The sequence below is a fragment of the Enterobacter sp. SENG-6 genome (assembly GCF_001605945.1).
GTDB lineage: Bacteria > Pseudomonadota > Gammaproteobacteria > Enterobacterales > Enterobacteriaceae > Enterobacter > Enterobacter cloacae.
On record NZ_LOMM01000044.1, the window covers coordinates 199,416 to 218,516 of the forward strand.

Below are 19,101 nucleotides of genomic sequence, written 5' to 3' on the forward strand. Positions count from 1 at the left end.
CTGCACCTGCCAAAATCAGAATAATGCCGGTTTACGGCAGGCTTTCTAATGGTAACACTAATGACAGGGCGTATGCACCCTCTGCGACCAGTTTGAACGTATGAGGGCACGATCGCCTGCCAGAGCTCGCAATACCCGATTGTTGAGCTATTCTTGAACAGGTCCTGACACAGCCATGAGGCATCACATGAATGTATCCAGTAGAACCGTAGTGATATTGAATATACTTTCTGCTGCCGGTTTAGCGTTGATCCTTGCCGAGAGATTTCATTGGTTCTAGCCCAACCGATGATGTGGCATAACCTTCTGTCCCCGACAGCGCGTATTTTGATAGACTGAAGGCATCAACAGACAAGGATTAGGTTATGCCAACAAAACGATTTGCCGTCAAACACTGGAAAATGGTGCTGGTCTTAATTGCCATCTGCGGTGCAATGCTGCTATTGCGTTGGGCGGCGATGATTTGGGGCTAAGCGGGAATTTGACGCAACGGCGTACAGAATAAAACACGTTATCGATATTCCACCTGTTTTTCGTCAAGGCGAAATACAGGTGGAATAATGGCGTACACAATTACCTGTCAGGACCATTCACCTGCTACCAGTTTATGTACATCAAACGCGTCATTCATTGATTGACCGGTAGTCGGCGCGCCCGGCGCGATGTTTGACCCGGCTTCAACGTCAGAAGCGTGAGTCATTCCAACCTGACTGGCATCATCTGCAGCGAATACACCAAACGAAAGTGCAGAAAGCACCATGGCTGCAGCAGTATTTTTGATTTTTTTCATACTATTATTCTCTTTCTGAAGACATGCAATACTTCTCAAGGCAAATAAATGCCTGTGTATTGAGTATAACGCTGGTTCATCCTTTTGCCTCGCCTGGTTATTATCAATTTGTGTCAAATAAACAGAATGCGGTCTGGCCAGGATGAATTATGAAGAAATTAAGAAGATTTTTGAGGACCAATTATTTTAAAACGGCGTTTAATATAAAACAGCACAGTTTCTGAAAATAAAAAACGGGCCGAAATAATCGGCCCGTCTGCATTACATCTTATAGCCCAGTGAAACGGTGGTTCTGCGGTCGGTATGATCCGGCGCAGTCTCTGGAGGCGAAGAGTTCCAGGTCACGTTATAGGCCACTTTCAGGCCAAAGTGTTCGTTGATGTCCACATTCAGCGCTGTCTCAGAATTCAGCGTTGTGTCCTCGGCGCCAAACACAGAAACACCCTGGGTGAACTTCGTGTTGTCGGTCATCTGCCAGGCGTAGGTACCAGACGCATAGCCGAGCGGTTGCGTTTTGGTATCGCCGTCGGTGAACTCGTCATAACGAACACCCGGACCGAATTCGAAGCGGAAGCTATGAACCGGACCGTTCAGGAACTGACGACCATAACCTGCGGTGAAGACATCGCGTTGACGATAGCCGTTGTAGCGGTCAGTCAGCCAGCTTGCCTGACCAAACAGGTAGTCATAGTCAGTCATGTTGTAACGGCCACGTCCACCTACCGCGTATTTCTCGGAGGAGCGTTCATCGTTAGCGGAGGTGTTGCTGGCGTTTCCCCACAGAGACCAGGCGGTGGTGTTACCGTACCAGGTCAATGTGCTATCCGCCGTCAGAGAGGAGCTTTTCGTGTTACCGGATTGCGCCAGGTACCCGGCGTTCAAATTACCTTCAAAAGGTTTTTTCGCCGCGGTGGGATCGTCCATGACAGTAAAAACGGAATCATCAGCGGTTGCGCTCATAGCCGCAAACACGCCACCCGCCAGCATCAGTGCAGCGGGCACTGTCTTCAAAAGCTTCATTTTATTAAGGAGTCCGTACAACAAAAAAAGAGACCACACGGTCCCGGAAACTTTCTTGAGGATCAATGACAAGGCGTCCAGAGAAAGGTAACAAATTATAAAAAGCCGCAAATAACATAGCAATGTTTTCTTATTTCATTTTTTGAATAAGAACGATCCCAAAATGCGTTTTATTTTATATATCGCTTAGCCTTCGCTTTGTCATTATTCATATTGAAAATCATACTGTTATTTACATTGCCTTCCTGCCAAATGGTGCCAGACTAAAAGGAACCCACGCTAAAAGGAGGTAATGATGGTTTCTATCTACACTCTGACGCTCTCCCCTTCCCTCGATTCCGCCACCCTCACGCCGCAGATTTACCCGGAAGGTAAACTTCGCTGCAGTGCCCCGGTGTTTGAGCCCGGCGGCGGGGGGATCAACGTGGCACGCGCCATCACCCATCTCGGTGGGAAAGCCACGGCGATATTCCCTGCAGGCGGAGCCACCGGCGAACATCTTGTCTCTCTGCTGGCAGATGAACAGGTCGCCGTGGAGACGGTCGAGGCCAAAGACTGGACGCGTCAAAATCTGCATGTGCACGTGGAGTCCAGCGGAGAGCAATATCGCTTTGTGATGCCAGGCGCCAGACTGAGCGACGATGAGTTCCGTCAGCTTGAAGAGAAAGTGCTGACGATTGAAAGCGGTTCACTGCTGGTCATCAGCGGCAGTCTGCCACCCGGTGTCAGTACGGAAAAGCTGACGGCGCTCATTCGGGCCGCACAGCAGCGCGGCATCCGCTGTATTGTAGACAGTAGCGGCGAGGCGTTGCAGGCAGCGTTAGAGCCGGGCAATCTTGAGCTGGTCAAACCAAACCAGAAAGAGCTGAGCGCGCTGGTTAACCGCGAACTCACTCAGCCAGATGATGTGCGCAGCGCGGCCCAGGAGCTGGTGCGCACGGGTAAAGCGCGGCGCGTGGTGGTCTCTCTTGGTCCACAAGGGGCGCTGGCCGTGGATGAAACGGGGTCAGTGCAGGTTGTCCCGCCGCCGATGAAAAGCCAGAGCACCGTAGGCGCAGGCGACAGCATGGTTGGGGCAATGACGCTAAAACTGGCGCAGGGCGCGACGCTGCTTGAGATGACACGCTACGGCGTGGCGGCAGGTAGCGCGGCAACCATCAACCAGGGAACGCGGCTGTGTTCGCTGGCCGATACGCAAAAAATTGTCGATTACCTGTCCCGAAATTAACCCGCTTTCCCCTTCGCGCTGAAGGGGAAATGCAGTGCAAAGTCGCCAAACACACACTATCGACTATGCTAAGAAAACTTTCATGATAACAATGAGGTGAATTATGAGCAGTGGTGACATCACCCGCTACGTCGTTACCGTCAACATTCATGAAGCGTCGCTGACCGAGCTGAATGAGCTTAACAACGCCTTTACCCGGGCCAATTTCCTGCTCACGCTGACGGATGAAGAAGGCAATATTCATGATCTAGGCACGCTGGCATTCGGTCTGATAAGCGCCCTCAGCGAAGAGGAGGTTCGCGCGCTGGCGGAAAGCCTGGCTGAGAGCGTGACAGATAAACCTGCCGAAATTGATGTGGATACCTGGGAAACCTGGCAGAAAAAAGAACAATAAGTGCCCTGCATGAAGGTAAACCGCTCAGGTGTGCGTTAGTTCGTATTTTTTTACCGCAGTTATGCGCTAACTTTATGATCTGGCAGACAACATGGGAGAGAGATCATGTGGCAGGCTATCAGTCATCTTTTACGTGAACAACTGGGCGAAGGTGAAATTGAACTGCGTAACGAACTGCCAGGCGGAGAGATCCACGCCGCATGGCATATACGCTACTCAGGGCGCGATCTCTTCGTAAAATGCGACGAGCGAGAGTTGCTCCCGATTTTCACCGCCGAAGCCGATCAGCTGGAACTGTTGTCGCGCAGCAAAACGGTCACCGTCCCGGAGGTGCTGGCCGTGGGCAGCGACCGCGACTACAGCTTTCTGGTGATGGAATATCTCCCTGCCCGTCCGCTGGATGCCCACAATGCGTTTATTCTGGGACAGCAGATAGCGCGCCTGCATCAATGGAGCGACCAGCCGCAGTTTGGTCTCGACTTTGATAACGATCTCTCCACCACACCACAACCGAATGCCTGGCAACGCCGCTGGTCAACTTTTTTTGCCGAGCAGCGTATCGGCTGGCAACTTGAGCTCGCCGCCGAGAAAGGCCTCGAATTTGGCAACATTGATGCCATCGTCGAGCATATACAGCAGCGCCTGGCCTCTCATCAGCCTCAGCCTTCTTTGCTGCATGGCGATTTGTGGTCCGATAACTGCGCGCTGGGCCCCAATGGGCCTTATATATACGATCCGGCCTGCTACTGGGGCGACAGAGAGTGCGACCTCGCCATGTTGCCCCTCCACCCCGAGCAGCCGCCACAAATTTATGACGGCTATCAGTCAATCTCCCCCTTACCGCAGGGCTTCCTTGACCGCCAGCCGGTGTATCAGCTTTATACCCTGATGAACCGCGCAATCCTGTTTGGGGGTGAGCATCTGGTGAACGCACAGCGGGCGCTTGAGCGCGTACTGGCCGCGTGAAGGCAGGACGGGTGGCCTCAGGCCACCCTGTGATTATAAAAAGCCGAGCAGTGAGAAAAAGAAGTAGCCCGCCACAATAATGATCACCGGCAGGACATAGAGCGGAAAGATTTGCAGGAAGATAGAGTGACGCGGCACCACGATGCGGGACTCGATCTGTTCACGCGTCATCCCTTCCGGGCCTTTGGCCTGTTCCAGAATCATCTGGTCTTCCACCCCTTCACGTAAAAAACGGGTCTGACGGCTCATGCGTGCGCCTGACGCCTGTAACGCCATGGCGACAAAGATCAGCGCATAAATCACCCAAAACCCGATATTCAGCTGCTGGTGAAAGTCCGGCGTGGGCGAGTTGAACCAGAAGATATTCAAAAATGGCGTGTTGAAACGCATCATCTCAATCATGACATGCGCAAAATCAAGCATGACCGCATTGATACCCGGCTGTTTTTCGCTGTGATCGTACATAAACTTGAGCACAGAAATCAGCGTAGAAATAACGGCAGGAATAAAAATCACCCAGCCAGCAACCCGTTTTAAGACAGCAATGCGTCCAGCTTGTTGATACGTCATCAGTTCCTCTTCATAAAGACGCGTTATTTGTGGCTAAGTCTACCTCCTGACCGTCATTTTCGCCCGATCTTTAAAGGCAATATGCTAAATTGCAGACTGTACTTAGCACGTATCGTCTGTCGTACACCCTTAATAAGGAGACGTTGTGATGTCGACACCGCGCCAAATTCTTGCCGCTATTTTTGACATGGATGGATTACTGATCGATTCCGAACCGCTCTGGGATCGTGCTGAACTGGACGTCATGGCCAGCCTCGGCGTCGATATCAGCCGCCGCCATGAACTTCCGGATACGCTGGGCTTGCGTATCGATATGGTGGTTGACCTGTGGTATGCCCATCAGCCATGGGTGGGCCCGGATCGCGATGAGGTCACCGCCCGCATTATCAGCCGCGCCATTGCGCTGGTGGAAGAGTCCAGGCCGCTGCTGCCGGGCGTCCGTGAAGCTGTCGCCCTGTGCAAGGCGCAGGGGCTGAAGGTGGGACTGGCCTCCGCCTCCCCGCTGCACATGCTGGAAAAAGTGCTCACCATGTTCGAGCTGCGTGACAGTTTCGATGCGCTGGCCTCTGCGGAAAAGCTCCCCTACAGTAAGCCCCATCCCCAGGTGTATATGGATTGTGCCGCTAAGCTCGGTCTTGATCCGCTAACCTGCGTGGCGCTGGAAGATTCCGTTAACGGCATGGTGGCCTCTAAAGCTGCGCGGATGCGTTCCATTGTCGTTCCTGCTGAAGAGGGCCGACACGATCCCCGTTTTGCGCTTGCCGACGTGAAGCTAAACTCCCTGGCTGACCTGACGGTGCAACACCTGCGAGGCGAATAAACGCTCTGTTTCAGGCAGCCTCGTGCTGCCTGAAAATAAAATAAAACACCGTTCCATTTTGGTTGCATTTCTCACGCCCGACTCCTATTCTAAGTTTCAGAACGACAATCATCTGCTTCTGAGGCGCGAATGATACTGGATACCTTTACTCTTTCAGGAAAAGTGGCCATCGTCACCGGATGCGATACCGGTCTGGGGCAAGGCATGGCCATCGCGCTGGCACAGGCGGGCTGCGATATCGTGGGCGTCAACCGTAAAGCGCCTGAGCAAACAGCGGCCAGCGTGACGGCGCTCGGCAGACGGTTTACGGCCATTCGGGCCGACCTCGGCCAGCAGGCGAGTCTTCAGGGCGTTGTGGAGCGTGCCGTCGCTGAGATGGGGCGCGTCGATATTCTGGTGAATAACGCCGGGACGATTCGCCGGGAAGATGCGCTGGCGTTCACGGAAAAGGACTGGGATGAGGTGATCGACCTCAATCTGAAATCCGTCTTTTTCCTCTCACAGGCCGTGGCAAAGCAGTTTATCGCCCAGGGTCAGGGTGGGAAAATCATCAACATCGCCTCAATGCTCTCCTTCCAGGGCGGCATCCGCGTGCCCTCTTATACCGCCTCAAAAAGTGGCGTGCTGGGGATCACCCGTCTGCTGGCGAACGAGTGGGCGGCGCATGGCATTAACGTCAACGCTATCGCACCGGGTTACATGGCGACCAATAATACGCAGCAGCTGCGTGATGACGAGCAGCGTAGCCAGGAAATCCTTGACCGCATTCCTGCCGGGCGTTGGGGCGTACCGGAAGATCTGCAGGGCCCGGTGGTGTTTTTGGCCTCCGCCGCCTCAGACTACGTGAACGGCCATACCCTGGCCGTCGACGGGGGCTGGCTGGCGCGTTGACCCGCTTTGTGACAAAGAGTTACACCGTCACCTCTTTCGCCTACTGTATAAAAACCCTATACTGTATGAATCGACAGTTTCCTGGGTTTTATCATGACGGCGGAAGGCCACCTGCTTTTTTCCATTGCGTGCGCAGTATTTGCCAAAAACGCTGAGCTTACCCCCGTGCTTGCACAGGGGGACTGGTGGCATATTGTTCCTTCTGCCGTGCTGACCTGCCTGTTACCCGACATCGACCATCCTAAATCTTTTCTTGGGCAACGCCTGAAGTGGATCTCAAAACCAATCGCCCGTGCGTTTGGCCATCGCGGGTTTACGCACAGCCTGCTGGCCGTGTTTGCCCTGCTGACGCTGTTCTATTTAAAAGTACCTGAAAGCTGGATAGTGCCCGCCGATGCCATTCAGGGCATGGTGCTGGGCTATTTGAGTCATATTCTCGCCGATATGCTGACGCCTGCTGGCGTGCCGCTGCTGTGGCCCTGCCGCTGGCGTTTCCGCCTGCCTGTTCTCGTTCCCCAGAAAGGGAATCAGCTTGAGCGCGTGTTGTGCATGGCTCTGTTCGCCTATGCCGTCTGGATGCCGCAGACATTGCCCGAAAACAGTGCAGTGCGCTGGTCATCTCAGATGATCAATTCGCTGCAATTTCAGTTCAATCGCTTTATTCATCACCAGATTGAACAGTAAACCAGCAAAATTATCGCATTTGTCATAACCCATTCCATTTGGATATAAGCGCGACATCACACTTCTGCTAACCTTGCGCCAACAGGACCGGTAAAAACCGGCCACATAATAAATCAGGAGAACGGGGATGAATTTTCCACTCATCGCGAACATTGTCGTGTTCGTTATATTGCTATTGCTTCTCGCCCAGGCGCGTCACAAACAGTGGAGCCTGGCGAAGAAAGTGCTGGTGGGTCTGGTCATGGGTGTCGTGTTTGGCCTGGCCTTACATGCCGTCTACGGCTCCGATAGCCCGATACTGAAAGACTCCATTCAGTGGTTCAATATTGTCGGTAACGGCTATGTCCAGTTGCTGCAGATGATCGTCATGCCGCTGGTATTTGCCTCTATTCTGAGCGCTGTTGCTCGTCTGCATAACGCTACGCAGTTGGGTAAAATCAGTTTCCTGACCATCGGTACGCTGCTGTTTACCACGCTGATTGCTGCGCTGGTGGGGGTGCTGGTGACTAACCTGTTCGGCCTGACCGCCGAAGGTCTGGTTCAGGGTACCGCTGAAACCGCGCGTCTGACCGCAATTCAGACCAACTACGTGGGTAAAGTCGCTGACCTGACGGTGCCGCAGATGGTGCTCTCCTTCATTCCGAAGAACCCGTTTGCTGACCTGACAGGCGCCAGCCCAACTTCCATCATCAGCGTGGTGATTTTTGCTGCCTTCCTGGGCGTGGCGGCACTGAAGCTGCTGAAAGACGATGCGCCGAAAGGCGAGCGCGTGCTGACCGCTATTGATACCCTGCAAAGCTGGGTGATGAAGCTGGTTCGTCTGGTGATGCAGCTGACCCCTTACGGTGTTCTGGCACTGATGACCAAAGTGGTTGCTGGCTCTAACCTGCAGGACATCATTAAGCTGGGCAGCTTCGTCGTCGCCTCTTATCTGGGTCTGGGCATTATGTTTGTCGTACACGGCATCCTGCTGGGTGTGAACGGCGTCAGTCCGCTGAAATACTTCCGTAAAGTCTGGCCGGTACTGACCTTTGCCTTCACCAGCCGTTCCAGCGCCGCATCTATTCCGCTGAACGTCGAAGCGCAGACTCGTCGCCTGGGTGTACCTGAGTCTATCGCCAGCTTCTCGGCCTCCTTTGGTGCCACGATTGGTCAGAACGGGTGTGCGGGTCTCTACCCGGCGATGCTGGCCGTGATGGTTGCGCCAACGGTTGGGATCAACCCGCTGGATCCGGTCTGGATTGCGACGCTGGTCGGTATTGTCACCATTAGCTCCGCAGGCGTTGCGGGCGTGGGCGGCGGTGCTACTTTCGCCGCGCTGATTGTTCTGCCTGCACTGGGCCTGCCGGTGACGCTGGTGGCCCTGCTGATCTCCGTTGAACCGCTGATCGACATGGGGCGTACCGCACTGAACGTGAGCGGCTCAATGACGGCCGGTACGCTGACCAGCCAGTGGCTGAAGCAGACCGACAAAGCCATTCTGGATAGTGAAGACGACGCCGAGCTGGCGCACCGTTAATCACGTTCCTGTGAGAATAAAAAAAGCCCATCCGCGACGTGATGGGCTTTTTTATGTCCGCTATTTTTACCAGGTGTATTTCACCCCGAGACCGCCCTCCACGTTACGGTACTCGCTGGCGCCCTGCTGGGTACCGATGTTGCCCCACAGGCTCCACTGATTACTCAGTTTCGCTTCTACCCCAGCTTTTACCTCATAGCGATGCTTCGGCGTATCGGATTCCAGACGCGTGCTGTCCATTTTCACGGCGTCGGTATAGCCGTTGTAGAGCCAGTTCGCCTCGATAAACGGCTGCCACTGACGTCCCTTCTTGTCTGCAGAATAGCCGTAGATCCTTACGCCCAGACGGTTGCTGAAACCACCGTCGTTCATCTTCACTTTTGTACCGTTGTCCTCTTTCACATCGTCCGCATCGTAATGCGTGTAGATAACCTGCTCCTGAGGCTGCACGAAGAAGCTCATCAGCGAGGTGTTATAGACGTTGAAGGCCCAGCCTCCCTCCACCGAAACGGCCTGGGTCGTGCTGTCGTATTTCTGTTCTGGCAGATCGTCCCCGTTCACCTTGTTGTTGTACCAGCCATACTGCGTCCAGGTATCAATGTACGGTCCCGTCCCTTCCGGGCGTCCATCTGCAAACCAGGTCCCATACAGACCGACGCTGTAGCCATCCACTTTGCTGCGGGCGACGGTGCTCTGGCCGTCGCTCTGGTTACGGGTCCGCGCGGAGCCGTAGCCCGCCATGACACCCACCTGCCAGCGGTTCTGGACCTGCAGGTTACTGGCAAGATCGAAACCAAGCTGCAGGCCGTTACTCCAGGTATCCTGCCCAATCTGTCCCGCGCTTCGGCTGTCGGTACGGCTGCCGAAGGTGCGGATCCAGGCGGACGGCGCGTTCAGCTGCTGACCGTTACCGGTGACAAACAGGCTTTCCCCCAGACGGTCGTGCAGGCTGTGGGTGAACATGTCCATCGCCGCGCTCTGGTTACCCAGATAGGCCCCCGCTTCCGGGCGAATCGGCACGACCGGTTGCTCAACGGGAACCCGCAGATACCAGTCGCCGTCATTGCTGGTTGGCGTGCCTTTTAACAGCTGATAATCATAAGCACCGGCGACCACGCGGTTCGCAAGGGTAAAGTCCCCGTTTGACGCCCCATCCACCTCAATGACGCGAATACCATTGACGGTCTGCGCGCCGCTTCCGCCTTTGTTATTGACATAAACGTCGGTATGACCGCTGGTATCGCCCTGCACCACCAGCTTATCGGTTTTCGAATTATCCCCGCCCAGCACCGTATTGAACACCAGCGTACTGTGGGCGGTATAGTTCCCGGTGACGGTGAGCGTGTTGCCCACGCTATTCCCCGCCAGGTTAACGGTATTGAAGTTATCGAGATCCCCCTGGATGGTCAGATTCCCTGCACCACCGGTCAGCGAGGTAATGGCATCACCGGCGGAAACCGTCCCTCTGCTGGTGACATTCCCGACGATCTTACCGTAGCCGCCGAGCGTGGCCCCCTCATCCACCGTGACGGCCCCGCCGCCGGAGAGAGCCGCCGCGCGGTTATCCAGCGCCAGCGTACCTGATTCAACGTGCGTGCCCCCCGTATGGGCATAATCACTGGCAAGCGTAACCCTCCCGGCGCCCGCTTTGGTCAACAGGCCGCTGCCGCTCATCGTGTTGGCAAACGCCCAGTTGTCGCTGGCGTTCAGCACCAGTTCGCCGTTATTGATGAGAGTGGACGTACCGAGGCTGGCAGGCTGCTGCGCCGTCAGGCGATTCGCAGTACCAATGTTGATGTCGCCGCTAAAGCCCGCGTTATTGCCGGTGAGGATCACGTCGCTGCTGTTGACCAGATTCATGGCGCCAGTTCCCTGGACGGCATTAGCCAGGGATCCTTTTACGGTATCCAGCACCAGCGTGCCGTCCAGCGTGACCGCGCCGCTGCCCAGCCCGCCCGCGTTTTTGAGGCGCGCCGTTGCCCCGCTGTCGATATCCACGGTCGCGGTCAGCGCATCGTTAGCGTGTGTAACGATCAGCTCGCCGCCGGTCAGATTGAGGTTACCGCCCCCGGTTAACGCCCCGTCGCTCTGCCCGCCATTGGTTACGGTCAACGCGCCGCCGTTCAGCGCGAGCGTACTCCCCGCCGCGCCGTTGAGCGCGCCAATGCTCTGGCTGAATCCGTTGAGGTTGGTCGTCGCACCATCAGCTATGTTCAGGGCGCGGGTCTGGCCGAGGGTGTTGTTCCCACCGAGCAGCAAGGTACCGCTGGTTACCTGCGTATTCCCCTGATAATCGTTCGCGGTATTCGCCAGCGTGAGGGTGCCGTCGTTGGCGCGGAATTCGAAATCCCCCACGCCGGTCAGCTGTGCACCCAGCGTGCTGTCGGTGGCTCCGGTGGTATCGATCACCGCCGTTGACTGGCTGTTCAGCACTTTCAACATATATCCCGCGTACAACCCCGGACCGCCAGGGGCATTCGCACCCGCGGTCATGACGGCGGTATAGCCATAGGTGGCCAGCACGTCGTCATGACCAAAGCCGTCAGAGACCTGATCCGTCTCGTCAGCCGGGGCTGCGCCATCCAGCAGCAGGGTCAGATGCGTCCCTTCCGAACTGACGGTTGTCGCTTTCACCACCTGAATACCGTTATCCACCTCGTTATCCTGATCGAGGAAGTTGCCGTCTGGTTTAGTCCCCGGTGGCAGGGAGGTGGTCTGCAGATTAACGACGCCCACGTCTGGCGGCGTAACGGCAGAATCGACGTTCAGGTTATTCACCGTCAGGATATTTGCCGAAGAAGGCGTGCTCATCGCCACGTCCAGCAGCCCGCCGTTGAACGTCAGGTTTCCGATAGTCTGGTCGCTGTTGAGCGTGGCGATTGCACCGATCCCCAGCGACAGCGTTGCGTTGGCTAACGCGCTGGTGTTATCACCCTCCAGCGCCATCGTACCGCGACGTAGCGCCACAATGCCGTTAAACGCGTTCCCCGCCGTGGCCGCAAAGTTAAAGGCATCGCTGATACTTCCCATTGTCGCGGCCAGCAGACCGCTGCCGGTCAGCGCGTTGATAAACGTAAAGCCGCCGCTGGCCGGGCTGACGTTGAGAATGCCGTTCAACTGCACCGGTGAGCCGCCGAGGTTTTCCTGAGTGGTAACGGTCGCCCCACCGCTGCCGGTAATATCCCAGCTGCCGTTAAAGCCGCTGTTATCCCCTGCTATTGTGGTTTGCAGGGCGCTGACGCGGTTGGTTCCCGTACCGGTGATGTCGGTGGTGAGGGTGTTTCCGGCACCGCTGATGTTCAGCACGCCGTTATTGTCCACCGCGTTGCCAAAGGTGCCGTTCGCGAACGAGAGCGCCAGCGTTGCGCCACTGTTAACCGTCGCGGCGCTGGTTCCCAGGGCGGCAACGTTCGCCGCGTTTAACGTTCCTGCGCTGACGGTAGTGGCGCCGCTGTAGGTGTTGGCTGCGGTCAGTGTCGTCTGACTGCCGCTGACCTGTTCCACCATCCCCGCCCCGCTAATCACGCCACCGTAGCGCCAGTCGCTGCGGTTGAACTGCAGGGCGCTGTTGTTGACGATATTTCCGGCTACGCTGCCGTCCGTGGTGCCATCACCGATGCTTACGGTTCCGCTATTAATGACCACCGGCCCGGTCACTCCGACGCTGCTGTTGATAAACAACGTACCGGCACCGTCCTGGTGCAGTTCACCGCTACCGGACACCACCCCCGTCAGGGCCTCGTTATCGCTGCGATTAAAGCTCAGGGTGCCATTATCCGCGATCGGCCCGGCAACGCTTCCGGTTGTCCCGCCCGCGCCAACCTGCATGGTCGCGCCGCTGTTAATGGTGGTGAGGCCGGTAAAGGTATTTGCCCCCGTCAGGGTCAGCGTGCCGCCAGTGAGCGTCAGATTACCGAGCGCGCCGCTGGTCACCCCGCCAAACGTTCCTCCGTTGCTGATGGTCAGGTTACCGCCGTTAATCGCCAGACCGCCATCGCCCGCCAGCGCGCCAATGGTCTGGGTCATGCCGTTGATATTGGCGTTTGCGCCGGTGTTGATGGTAAGCAGGCTGGTGTTACCGAGCGCCTGATTGCTGCCCAGACGCAGCGTTCCGCCGGATACGCTGGTGGTCCCGGTGTAGTTGTTGCTGCTGTTATTGAGGGTAACGGTCTGGCCGCCAGCCGCACTGGCATCAACGTCAAGATTACCGACGCCGGTCACCTGCGCCGACAGCGTTGCCGCGGCCCCAGTCGCTCCGGCATCCGACGTCAGATGTAACGTCTGAGCACTCAGCAGATCGAGCGTGGTTAAACCGTACTGGATATACAGGCCGTCGTTACTGGTTCCGGTACTGAGGGCATAGTTGTAGGTGGCATTGGCCACCGCCGTCCCCCCTTCCGTTATCGCAAACTGCTGCGGATCGCTGATGACGTTGCCATCATGGTCAGTCAGGGTCAGGTTATTCGCGGTACCGGTCACCGTGCCGGAAGCGGAGACCAGCCGGGACAGGATCGCCCGATCGTCCTCTTCCATCAGGTTCTGCCCCGTTGGCGCCGGGTTAGGAATACCGGCGGTCGGCGCTTCGGTGCGAATTTCACCGCTGTTTAGCGTCAGGTCGCCCACCGCCACCGCGCCATCCGGCTGTCCGGGCGGAACCTCGCCGTTAAAGACGAGTGCCCCGCCGTTCATCGTCAGGTTGCCGATGGTTTGCGTTCCCGCGCCCACCGTGGTTTCGCTGTTGTTATCCAGCTGCAAGGTCGCGTTGGTCAGCGCCGCGGTATTGTCACCCGCCAGGTTGAAAAGGCTCTGCCCCAGGCGGAGCGTGCCGGTATAGGCGCTGCCGACGGTATTATCAAAGGCAAAGCTACTGCCGCTGGCAAGCGCTGCGGTCATCAGCCCTGAGCCGGTCAGGGTATTGGTGAAGGTATAATTCCCGCTGGCCGGGGCAATGTTCAGGGTACCGTCCAGATTAACGGCGGCGTCCCCGAGGTTTTGTCCGCCCGCCACGTTCGCCTCACCGCTGCTGATAATGTTCCAGTTGCCGGTAAAGAGGGTATTATCCCCGCCAAGCGTAGTATTGAGCGCACTGATACGGTTCTCGCCCGCCCCGGTGAAGGTGCTGTTGAGCGTATTCCCCGCGCCTGTGACGTTCAGTAATCCGCCATTGGCAACAGCATTGGTAAACGTACCGTTACTGAACGAGAGCAGCAGGCTGGCACCGCTGTCAACGGTTGCCGCCCCGCTACCCAGAGCTCTGCTGTTCGCGGCGTTTAACGTTCCTGCCGCCACCGTGGTCCCGCCGGTATAGGCACTGGTGCCGCTCATCACGGTCGTTCCGCTGCCGACCTGCGTGACCCGACCATCGCCGGTAATCGCGTTGGCGACCGTCATGGCGTTGCTGCGGTTAAAGGCCAGCGCCGCCCCGCTGTCGAGCGTAATCGCGCTGGTGCCGGCAAGCGAGCCGGTGGTCCCGCCGTTGCCCAACTGCAGGGTGCCCTGCTGCACGGTGGTCGCCCCGGTGTAGCTATTCGTTCCGGTTAACGTCGTCGTCCCGGTCGCAGAGCTGTTCTGGGTCAGTGTCCCTGAACCGCTTATTGCCCCCGCCAGGGTGACATCATCTGAACGGTTAATAACCAGTCCAGCATTGTTCACCACATTGCCGACAATCGACCCGCTGGTGCCGCCCGCGCCCAGCTGTAATACCCCACCGCCCAGCGTCGTACCGCCGGTCCAGGCGTTATTCCCGGTGAGGATCCACGTCCCGGTGCCTGCGGTGGTGACCGAGCCGGTGCCGCCGATCGCGCCCCCGTAGGTGACGCTGCCGGTGGTGTTCTCCGTCAGGGTGCTGGCACCCAGCGTGACGTTGCCCGTGCCGGTCAGATTATTCACGCTCTGATTGAAGCCGTTCAGGTCGAAAGTGGTGCCGTTGTTCAGCGTGACCTGACTGCTGTCATCAATCACATTAAGCGCGCCTGCGCGCAGCGTACCGCCCGTTACCGTGGTGGTACCGGTATAGGTGTTACCGGCATTGGTGAGGGTGAGCGCGTTGGTCGCGTCGATCGCCAGATTGCCACTGCCGCTGATTAACGCCTTCATGTCCGACGCGCCGGCCGGGGTGGCGGTGTCACCAGAAAGCGTAAGCGTCTGGCCGGACTGCAGATCGAGCTGGTTAAGGGTGTAACCGACGCCCAGCCCATTGGTATTGTTCAGGCTGTAGCCGTAGGTACCAATGGCGACCGTCGCGCCGTTCTGGTCAATATTAACCAGCGAGCTGCTCAGCGCGGCCCCGGAGAGATCTGTCAGGGTCAGGTTCGATGCGGCACCGCTGGTGCCGGTGGCGGTAATCAACTGCAGCCCGGAACCATCATCCTCGGTTAACAGCGAGCCCCCGCTGCTGGCGACCTGGGTGGGATCGATTTGCACTGTCCCGGACGTCAGCCCCAGCTGGCCAGTAGCGATCACCCCGGAGGCGAGATTCGCAAAGCGCAGGGTTCCGCCGTTCAGCGTCAGGTTGCCGGGTGTTTGCGTGCCGCTCCCCACCGTTGTGGTGTTGCCGCCATCAAGCTGAAGGGTAGCGTTGGTCAGAGTGGTGGTGTTAACGCCCGAGAGAGCAAACGTGCCTTGCCCGAGCTGCAGCGTACCGGTAAAGGCGCTGCCGACGGTGCCATCAAAGGCAAAGGCGTTGCCGCCTGTCACGGTGGCGGTCATCAGGCCCCCGCCGGTCAGGGCGTTGGTAAAGGTATATCCCCCGCTAGCCGGAGCAATATTCAGCGTGCCGTCCAGATTAACGGCGGCATCCCCCAGGTTTTGCCCGCCGGTCACGTTCGCCGAAGCGCCGTTAGTGATATTCCAGTTGCCGGTAAAGAGGGTGTTATCGCCGCTCAGCGTGGTATTCAGGGAGCTGATGCGGTTCTCGCCCGCCCCGGTGATGCTGCCGCTGAGCGTCGCATTCGCGCCGGTGACCGCCAGCAGACCTGCGTTGGCGATATTGTTCGTCAGGGTTCCACCGGTGAAGGAGAGATCCAGCGTCGCACCGCTGCCGACCGTCGCGTCGCCTGTGCCCAGCGCCGTCGCACTGGCGGCATTCAGGGTGCCAGCGCTGACCGTTGTCCCGCCGCTGTAGCTGTTTGCCCCGCTCAGCGTGGTCTCTCCCGTTCCGCTTTGGGTTAGCGTCCCCGTCCCGTCAATGGCTCCGCCCAGCGTCAGGGCACTGGAACGGTTGACCACCAGCGCACCGTTGTTGGTGATATCGCCGGTAATCCCCCCCGTGGTACCACCGGCCCCCAGCTGTAATACGCCAGAATCAATGGTTGTGCCACCGGTCCAGTTATTATCCCCCGTCAGGATCCAGGTTCCTGTTCCGGCGGCCGTCACTGCCCCGGTGCCGCTGATTACGCCGCCATAGGTCACGGTGCCTGCGGTATTCTCCGTCAGGATATTTGCCCCCAGGGTCACGTTTCCGGCACCGCTGAGGTTATTAACGCTCTGATCGAAACCGTTCAGATCGAACGCAGTTCCGCTGTTTAAGGTGACCTGGCTGCTGTCGTCAATCACGTTTAACGCACCCGCACGCAGGGTGCCACCGGTCACGGTCGTGGTGCCGGTATAGGTATTGCCCGCGTTTGTCAGGGTAATGGCGTCGGTCGCATTGACCGCCAGATTACCGCTGCCGCTCAGCAACGCTTTCATATCTGCCGCGCCGGAAGGGGTGGCCGCGTCGCCAGAGAGGGTTAAGGTTTGCCCTGCCTGGATATCCAGCTGGCTTAAGGTGTACCCGACGGCCAGCCCACCGCTCTCGGTCAGGCCGAAATCACCGTAGGTCGCCACCGCCACGGTATTGCCTCCCTGCGTGACGTTCGCCTGAGACGTGGTTAAGGTATTTCCGGTTAAATCCTGAAGCGACAGCGCTGACGCCGCACCGGTGTTGCTGGTTGATGTCACCAGCTGCACGCCCGCGCCATCGTCTGCCTTCAACAAATTACTGATATCGACAATGGCGTCAGGATCAACCCGGATGGTGCCGGAAAGCATGTTCAGCTCTCCGGTATTGATTGTGCCCGCAGGCAGGTCCGGGAAGCGTAAAATGCCGCCGTTTAGCGTCAGGTTACCTACATTTTGCTGGGCTGCCCCCACGGTGGTGGTCCCGCCCAAATCAAGCTGCAGCGTGGCGTTGGTTAGCGCCAGGGTGTTATCACCATCAAGGTTGAAGGTGCCAGAGCCCATTTCCAGCGTGCCTGTAAAAAGGTTTCCCACGCTGCTGGCAAAATTAAAGGCGTTGCCGCTCGTCAATTCGACTTTGAGTATCCCGGCTCCGGTGAGGGCATTGCTAAAAAGAAAACCGCCTGTCACCGGGACTACGTTCAATATCCCGGCCAGTTGAACCGCGCCCTCACCCAGATTTTGCGTCGCTTTGGCAAACATCGAGCCACTGCTGAGGATATTCCAGAGACCGGAGAAGCCGCTGTTATCGCCATTGAAGGTCGTATTGAGTGCGCTGACGCGGTTCTCCCCCGTCCCGGAGATGTTTCCGTCGAGTGAGTTATCCGCGGCAATCACATCCAGCACACCGTTATTGGTGATGGTGTTGGTGAAAACATCACCGGTGAAAGAGAGGTCCAGCGTTCCTGCATTATTGATGGTGACATTTCCGGTTCCGAGAGCGTCGACATCAGACGCGTTCAGGGTTCCCGCATCTACAACGGTGCCGCCGGTGTAGGTATTGGCGCTGGTCAGCGTGGTCTGGCCGCTTCCGGCCTGGTTGACGCGCCCGCTGCCGCTGATGAGATTGGCAAAACTAATGTCATCGGTGCGGGAGAAGCGCAGCGTGCCGTTATCAACAATATTCCCCGTTACGCTGCCGCTGGCGGAATTATTACCAAGCTGGAGGACCGCGTCGCCGTTGATGGTGGTTCCCCCGCCAGTACTACCGTTGTCCACTGCGCCATTAAGGATCAGAGTGCCGCTTTGCACATACAGCGCCTGGTTCGTGATTCCCGTCGTAGTCGAGGAGCCGCTAAGGATCCAGCTTTGGCCGACATCTGCCGCGACAGTAATGCTTTGTACACCCGTGACGTTACTGCTAAGCGTTCCCTGTCCGTTCAACGTCAGGGTATTACCGGTTCCGGTTGCCGTGATATTGCCGGTGATATTACTCCCTGTGTCGAGGGTGACGGCGTTATTATTCCCCGTCAGCGAAATAGCGGTTCCCCCGGAACCGATAATAATGCCACTGTTTGTCAGAGTATGCCCGCTGGTCCCTAACAGGATCCCGGTATTACCAGTAATAGAACCTTCGTTGGAAATAGTAACCGTTCCTGATGCGCTTATATCAATCCCATAATTACTGGTGCTGGTTGAATTAATTATGCCACCCGCCTGGTTATCGACAGAGCCAGAGGAACTACCCCGGAACCAAACGCCATTATGCAGTAAGTCAATTTTACCGGCGTTGCTAATTGTTGAGGTGCCCGAGTCGACAATAATACCGTACCCGCCGCCAATGGATGAAGTACTGTCCCCCACATAGCTACCAGTACCATTACTGAAATAGACTGACGTTCCGCCATCGGCACCGCTCACTACACCACTGTTATTAACCGTACCGCCCGATGTCAAAAATATCCCGTCGCTGTTGCTGTCGATAGAACCGGTAGACAAAATATTCAGCGTACCGCCATTATTCAACTTAACCCCGGCGGCATTCCCGCCGGAACCACCGCCGGATGTGGTGACATCACCACTGAGATTCAACACCGTACCTTGCGATGCGGACCCCAGATTCAGGCCATATGAGCCACCGTTGACCGTCGCCCCATCATCAATGGTTACCAGCCAGTTTTGTGAATTATCGCCGCTGATTGCGCTACCCGAGCTAACAGTAATATCGTTAGGTGCAGGCATTATAAACGGACCTGGGCCAGACAATATATAGGACGAGGTTTGACTATCAATAATGGTATCGGCGTAAACCGGCAGTGAAGCCAGGACTAAAGCAGGGATTGCATTTCGAATGGCGATAGCCAGACGAGAAAAGTGAAAACCATCGTTTTGCAACGCACAGGATTTATTCATTTTTCTGACCCATAGGTGTTTAACAGACGCAACACTTAAAGGATAGAATTAATGAATTAAAATATTACATTATTTTTTCAGCATTAAATCAGAGCATTAGGAGGTGTCAAAAAAAATTAGTGACCAGGATCATAAAAAACAGATAACC

The 19,101-nt window shown here is 56.9% G+C and carries 13 protein-coding genes; 9 read left to right on the top strand and 4 right to left on the bottom strand.

Annotated elements, in window-relative coordinates:
* Positions 1-187 precede the first annotated feature (187 nt).
* Both yncL and yniD read left to right on the top strand, forming a co-directional pair.
* Positions 188-280 carry a stress response membrane protein YncL gene (yncL, locus tag AX755_RS24805; RefSeq protein WP_023620707.1) on the top strand — a complete coding sequence of 31 codons (93 nt, stop codon included), beginning with the start codon at positions 188-190 and terminating at the stop codon, positions 278-280.
* A gap of 85 nt (positions 281-365) precedes the next feature.
* Entirely contained in the window at positions 366-473 is a 108-nt protein-coding gene (yniD, locus tag AX755_RS25445) for a small membrane protein YniD (RefSeq protein WP_008500658.1), read from the top strand.
* 107 nt (positions 474-580) lie between these two features.
* Here the strand turns inward: yniD and AX755_RS18865 are convergent, their stop codons facing one another.
* Together AX755_RS18865 and AX755_RS18870 are read right to left on the bottom strand one after the other, a co-directional pair.
* On the bottom strand, positions 581-790 hold the full coding sequence (locus AX755_RS18865; protein ID WP_048971555.1) for a hypothetical protein: 210 nt from the start codon (positions 788-790) through the stop codon (positions 581-583).
* A gap of 261 nt (positions 791-1,051) precedes the next feature.
* Positions 1,052-1,810 carry a DUF481 domain-containing protein gene (locus tag AX755_RS18870; RefSeq protein WP_038979923.1) on the bottom strand — a complete coding sequence of 253 codons (759 nt, stop codon included), beginning with the start codon at positions 1,808-1,810 and terminating at the stop codon, positions 1,052-1,054.
* 295 nt (positions 1,811-2,105) lie between these two features.
* Between AX755_RS18870 and pfkB the strand changes: the two genes are divergently transcribed.
* From pfkB to AX755_RS18885, 3 genes are all read left to right on the top strand, one after another.
* Positions 2,106-3,038 (top strand): 6-phosphofructokinase II, encoded by a 933-nt coding sequence (pfkB, locus tag AX755_RS18875; RefSeq protein ID WP_020688369.1) that lies wholly within the window; start codon positions 2,106-2,108, stop codon positions 3,036-3,038.
* Between the two features lie 103 nt (positions 3,039-3,141).
* Complete coding sequence (gene ghoS / locus AX755_RS18880; RefSeq protein ID WP_013097009.1) at positions 3,142-3,432, top strand: type V toxin-antitoxin system endoribonuclease antitoxin GhoS; 291 nt, start codon at positions 3,142-3,144, stop codon at positions 3,430-3,432.
* Between the two features lie 105 nt (positions 3,433-3,537).
* Positions 3,538-4,398: a fructosamine kinase family protein gene (locus AX755_RS18885; RefSeq protein ID WP_013097010.1), complete on the top strand. Its 861-nt coding sequence runs from the start codon at positions 3,538-3,540 to the stop codon at positions 4,396-4,398.
* Between the two features lie 33 nt (positions 4,399-4,431).
* Here AX755_RS18885 and AX755_RS18890 read toward each other — a convergent pair whose 3' ends face one another.
* Positions 4,432-4,968 (bottom strand): YniB family protein, encoded by a 537-nt coding sequence (locus AX755_RS18890; RefSeq protein WP_020688370.1) that lies wholly within the window; start codon positions 4,966-4,968, stop codon positions 4,432-4,434.
* Positions 4,969-5,116: 148 nt separating this feature from the next.
* Here AX755_RS18890 and hxpB point away from each other — a divergent pair, with 148 nt between their 5' ends.
* The 4 genes from hxpB to tcyP all read left to right on the top strand — a co-directional run bounded on the left by hxpB (position 5,117) and on the right by tcyP (position 8,882).
* Positions 5,117-5,788 (top strand): hexitol phosphatase HxpB, encoded by a 672-nt coding sequence (gene hxpB, locus AX755_RS18895; protein ID WP_013097012.1) that lies wholly within the window; start codon positions 5,117-5,119, stop codon positions 5,786-5,788.
* A 129-nt stretch (positions 5,789-5,917) separates the two neighbouring features.
* Positions 5,918-6,679 carry a 2-dehydro-3-deoxy-D-gluconate 5-dehydrogenase KduD gene (gene kduD / locus AX755_RS18900; RefSeq protein ID WP_029882011.1) on the top strand — a complete coding sequence of 254 codons (762 nt, stop codon included), beginning with the start codon at positions 5,918-5,920 and terminating at the stop codon, positions 6,677-6,679.
* A gap of 93 nt (positions 6,680-6,772) precedes the next feature.
* Positions 6,773-7,363: a metal-dependent hydrolase gene (locus AX755_RS18905; RefSeq protein ID WP_013097014.1), complete on the top strand. Its 591-nt coding sequence runs from the start codon at positions 6,773-6,775 to the stop codon at positions 7,361-7,363.
* Positions 7,364-7,490: 127 nt separating this feature from the next.
* Positions 7,491-8,882, top strand: a complete 1,392-nt coding sequence (gene tcyP / locus AX755_RS18910) for a cystine/sulfocysteine:cation symporter (protein WP_038419159.1) — start codon at positions 7,491-7,493, stop codon at positions 8,880-8,882.
* Positions 8,883-8,948: 66 nt separating this feature from the next.
* Here the strand turns inward: tcyP and AX755_RS18915 are convergent, their stop codons facing one another.
* The gene (locus AX755_RS18915; protein ID WP_062857253.1) at positions 8,949-18,953 is read right to left on the bottom strand and encodes an autotransporter outer membrane beta-barrel domain-containing protein; all 10,005 of its coding nucleotides are present in this window, start codon (positions 18,951-18,953) and stop codon (positions 8,949-8,951) included.
* Positions 18,954-19,101 lie beyond the last annotated feature (148 nt).

Coding starts and splice junctions, on each gene's coding strand:
- yncL (WP_023620707.1), top strand. CDS start 188: ATGAATGTATCCAGTAGAACCGTAGTGATATTGAATATACTTTCTGCT.
- AX755_RS18890 (WP_020688370.1), bottom strand. CDS start 4,968: ATGACGTATCAACAAGCTGGACGCATTGCTGTCTTAAAACGGGTTGCT.
- yniD (WP_008500658.1), top strand. CDS start 366: ATGCCAACAAAACGATTTGCCGTCAAACACTGGAAAATGGTGCTGGTC.
- tcyP (WP_038419159.1), top strand. CDS start 7,491: ATGAATTTTCCACTCATCGCGAACATTGTCGTGTTCGTTATATTGCTA.
- pfkB (WP_020688369.1), top strand. CDS start 2,106: ATGGTTTCTATCTACACTCTGACGCTCTCCCCTTCCCTCGATTCCGCC.
- AX755_RS18915 (WP_062857253.1), bottom strand. CDS start 18,953: ATGAATAAATCCTGTGCGTTGCAAAACGATGGTTTTCACTTTTCTCGT.
- AX755_RS18865 (WP_048971555.1), bottom strand. CDS start 790: ATGAAAAAAATCAAAAATACTGCTGCAGCCATGGTGCTTTCTGCACTT.
- ghoS (WP_013097009.1), top strand. CDS start 3,142: ATGAGCAGTGGTGACATCACCCGCTACGTCGTTACCGTCAACATTCAT.
- kduD (WP_029882011.1), top strand. CDS start 5,918: ATGATACTGGATACCTTTACTCTTTCAGGAAAAGTGGCCATCGTCACC.
- AX755_RS18905 (WP_013097014.1), top strand. CDS start 6,773: ATGACGGCGGAAGGCCACCTGCTTTTTTCCATTGCGTGCGCAGTATTT.
- AX755_RS18870 (WP_038979923.1), bottom strand. CDS start 1,810: ATGAAGCTTTTGAAGACAGTGCCCGCTGCACTGATGCTGGCGGGTGGC.
- AX755_RS18885 (WP_013097010.1), top strand. CDS start 3,538: ATGTGGCAGGCTATCAGTCATCTTTTACGTGAACAACTGGGCGAAGGT.
- hxpB (WP_013097012.1), top strand. CDS start 5,117: ATGTCGACACCGCGCCAAATTCTTGCCGCTATTTTTGACATGGATGGA.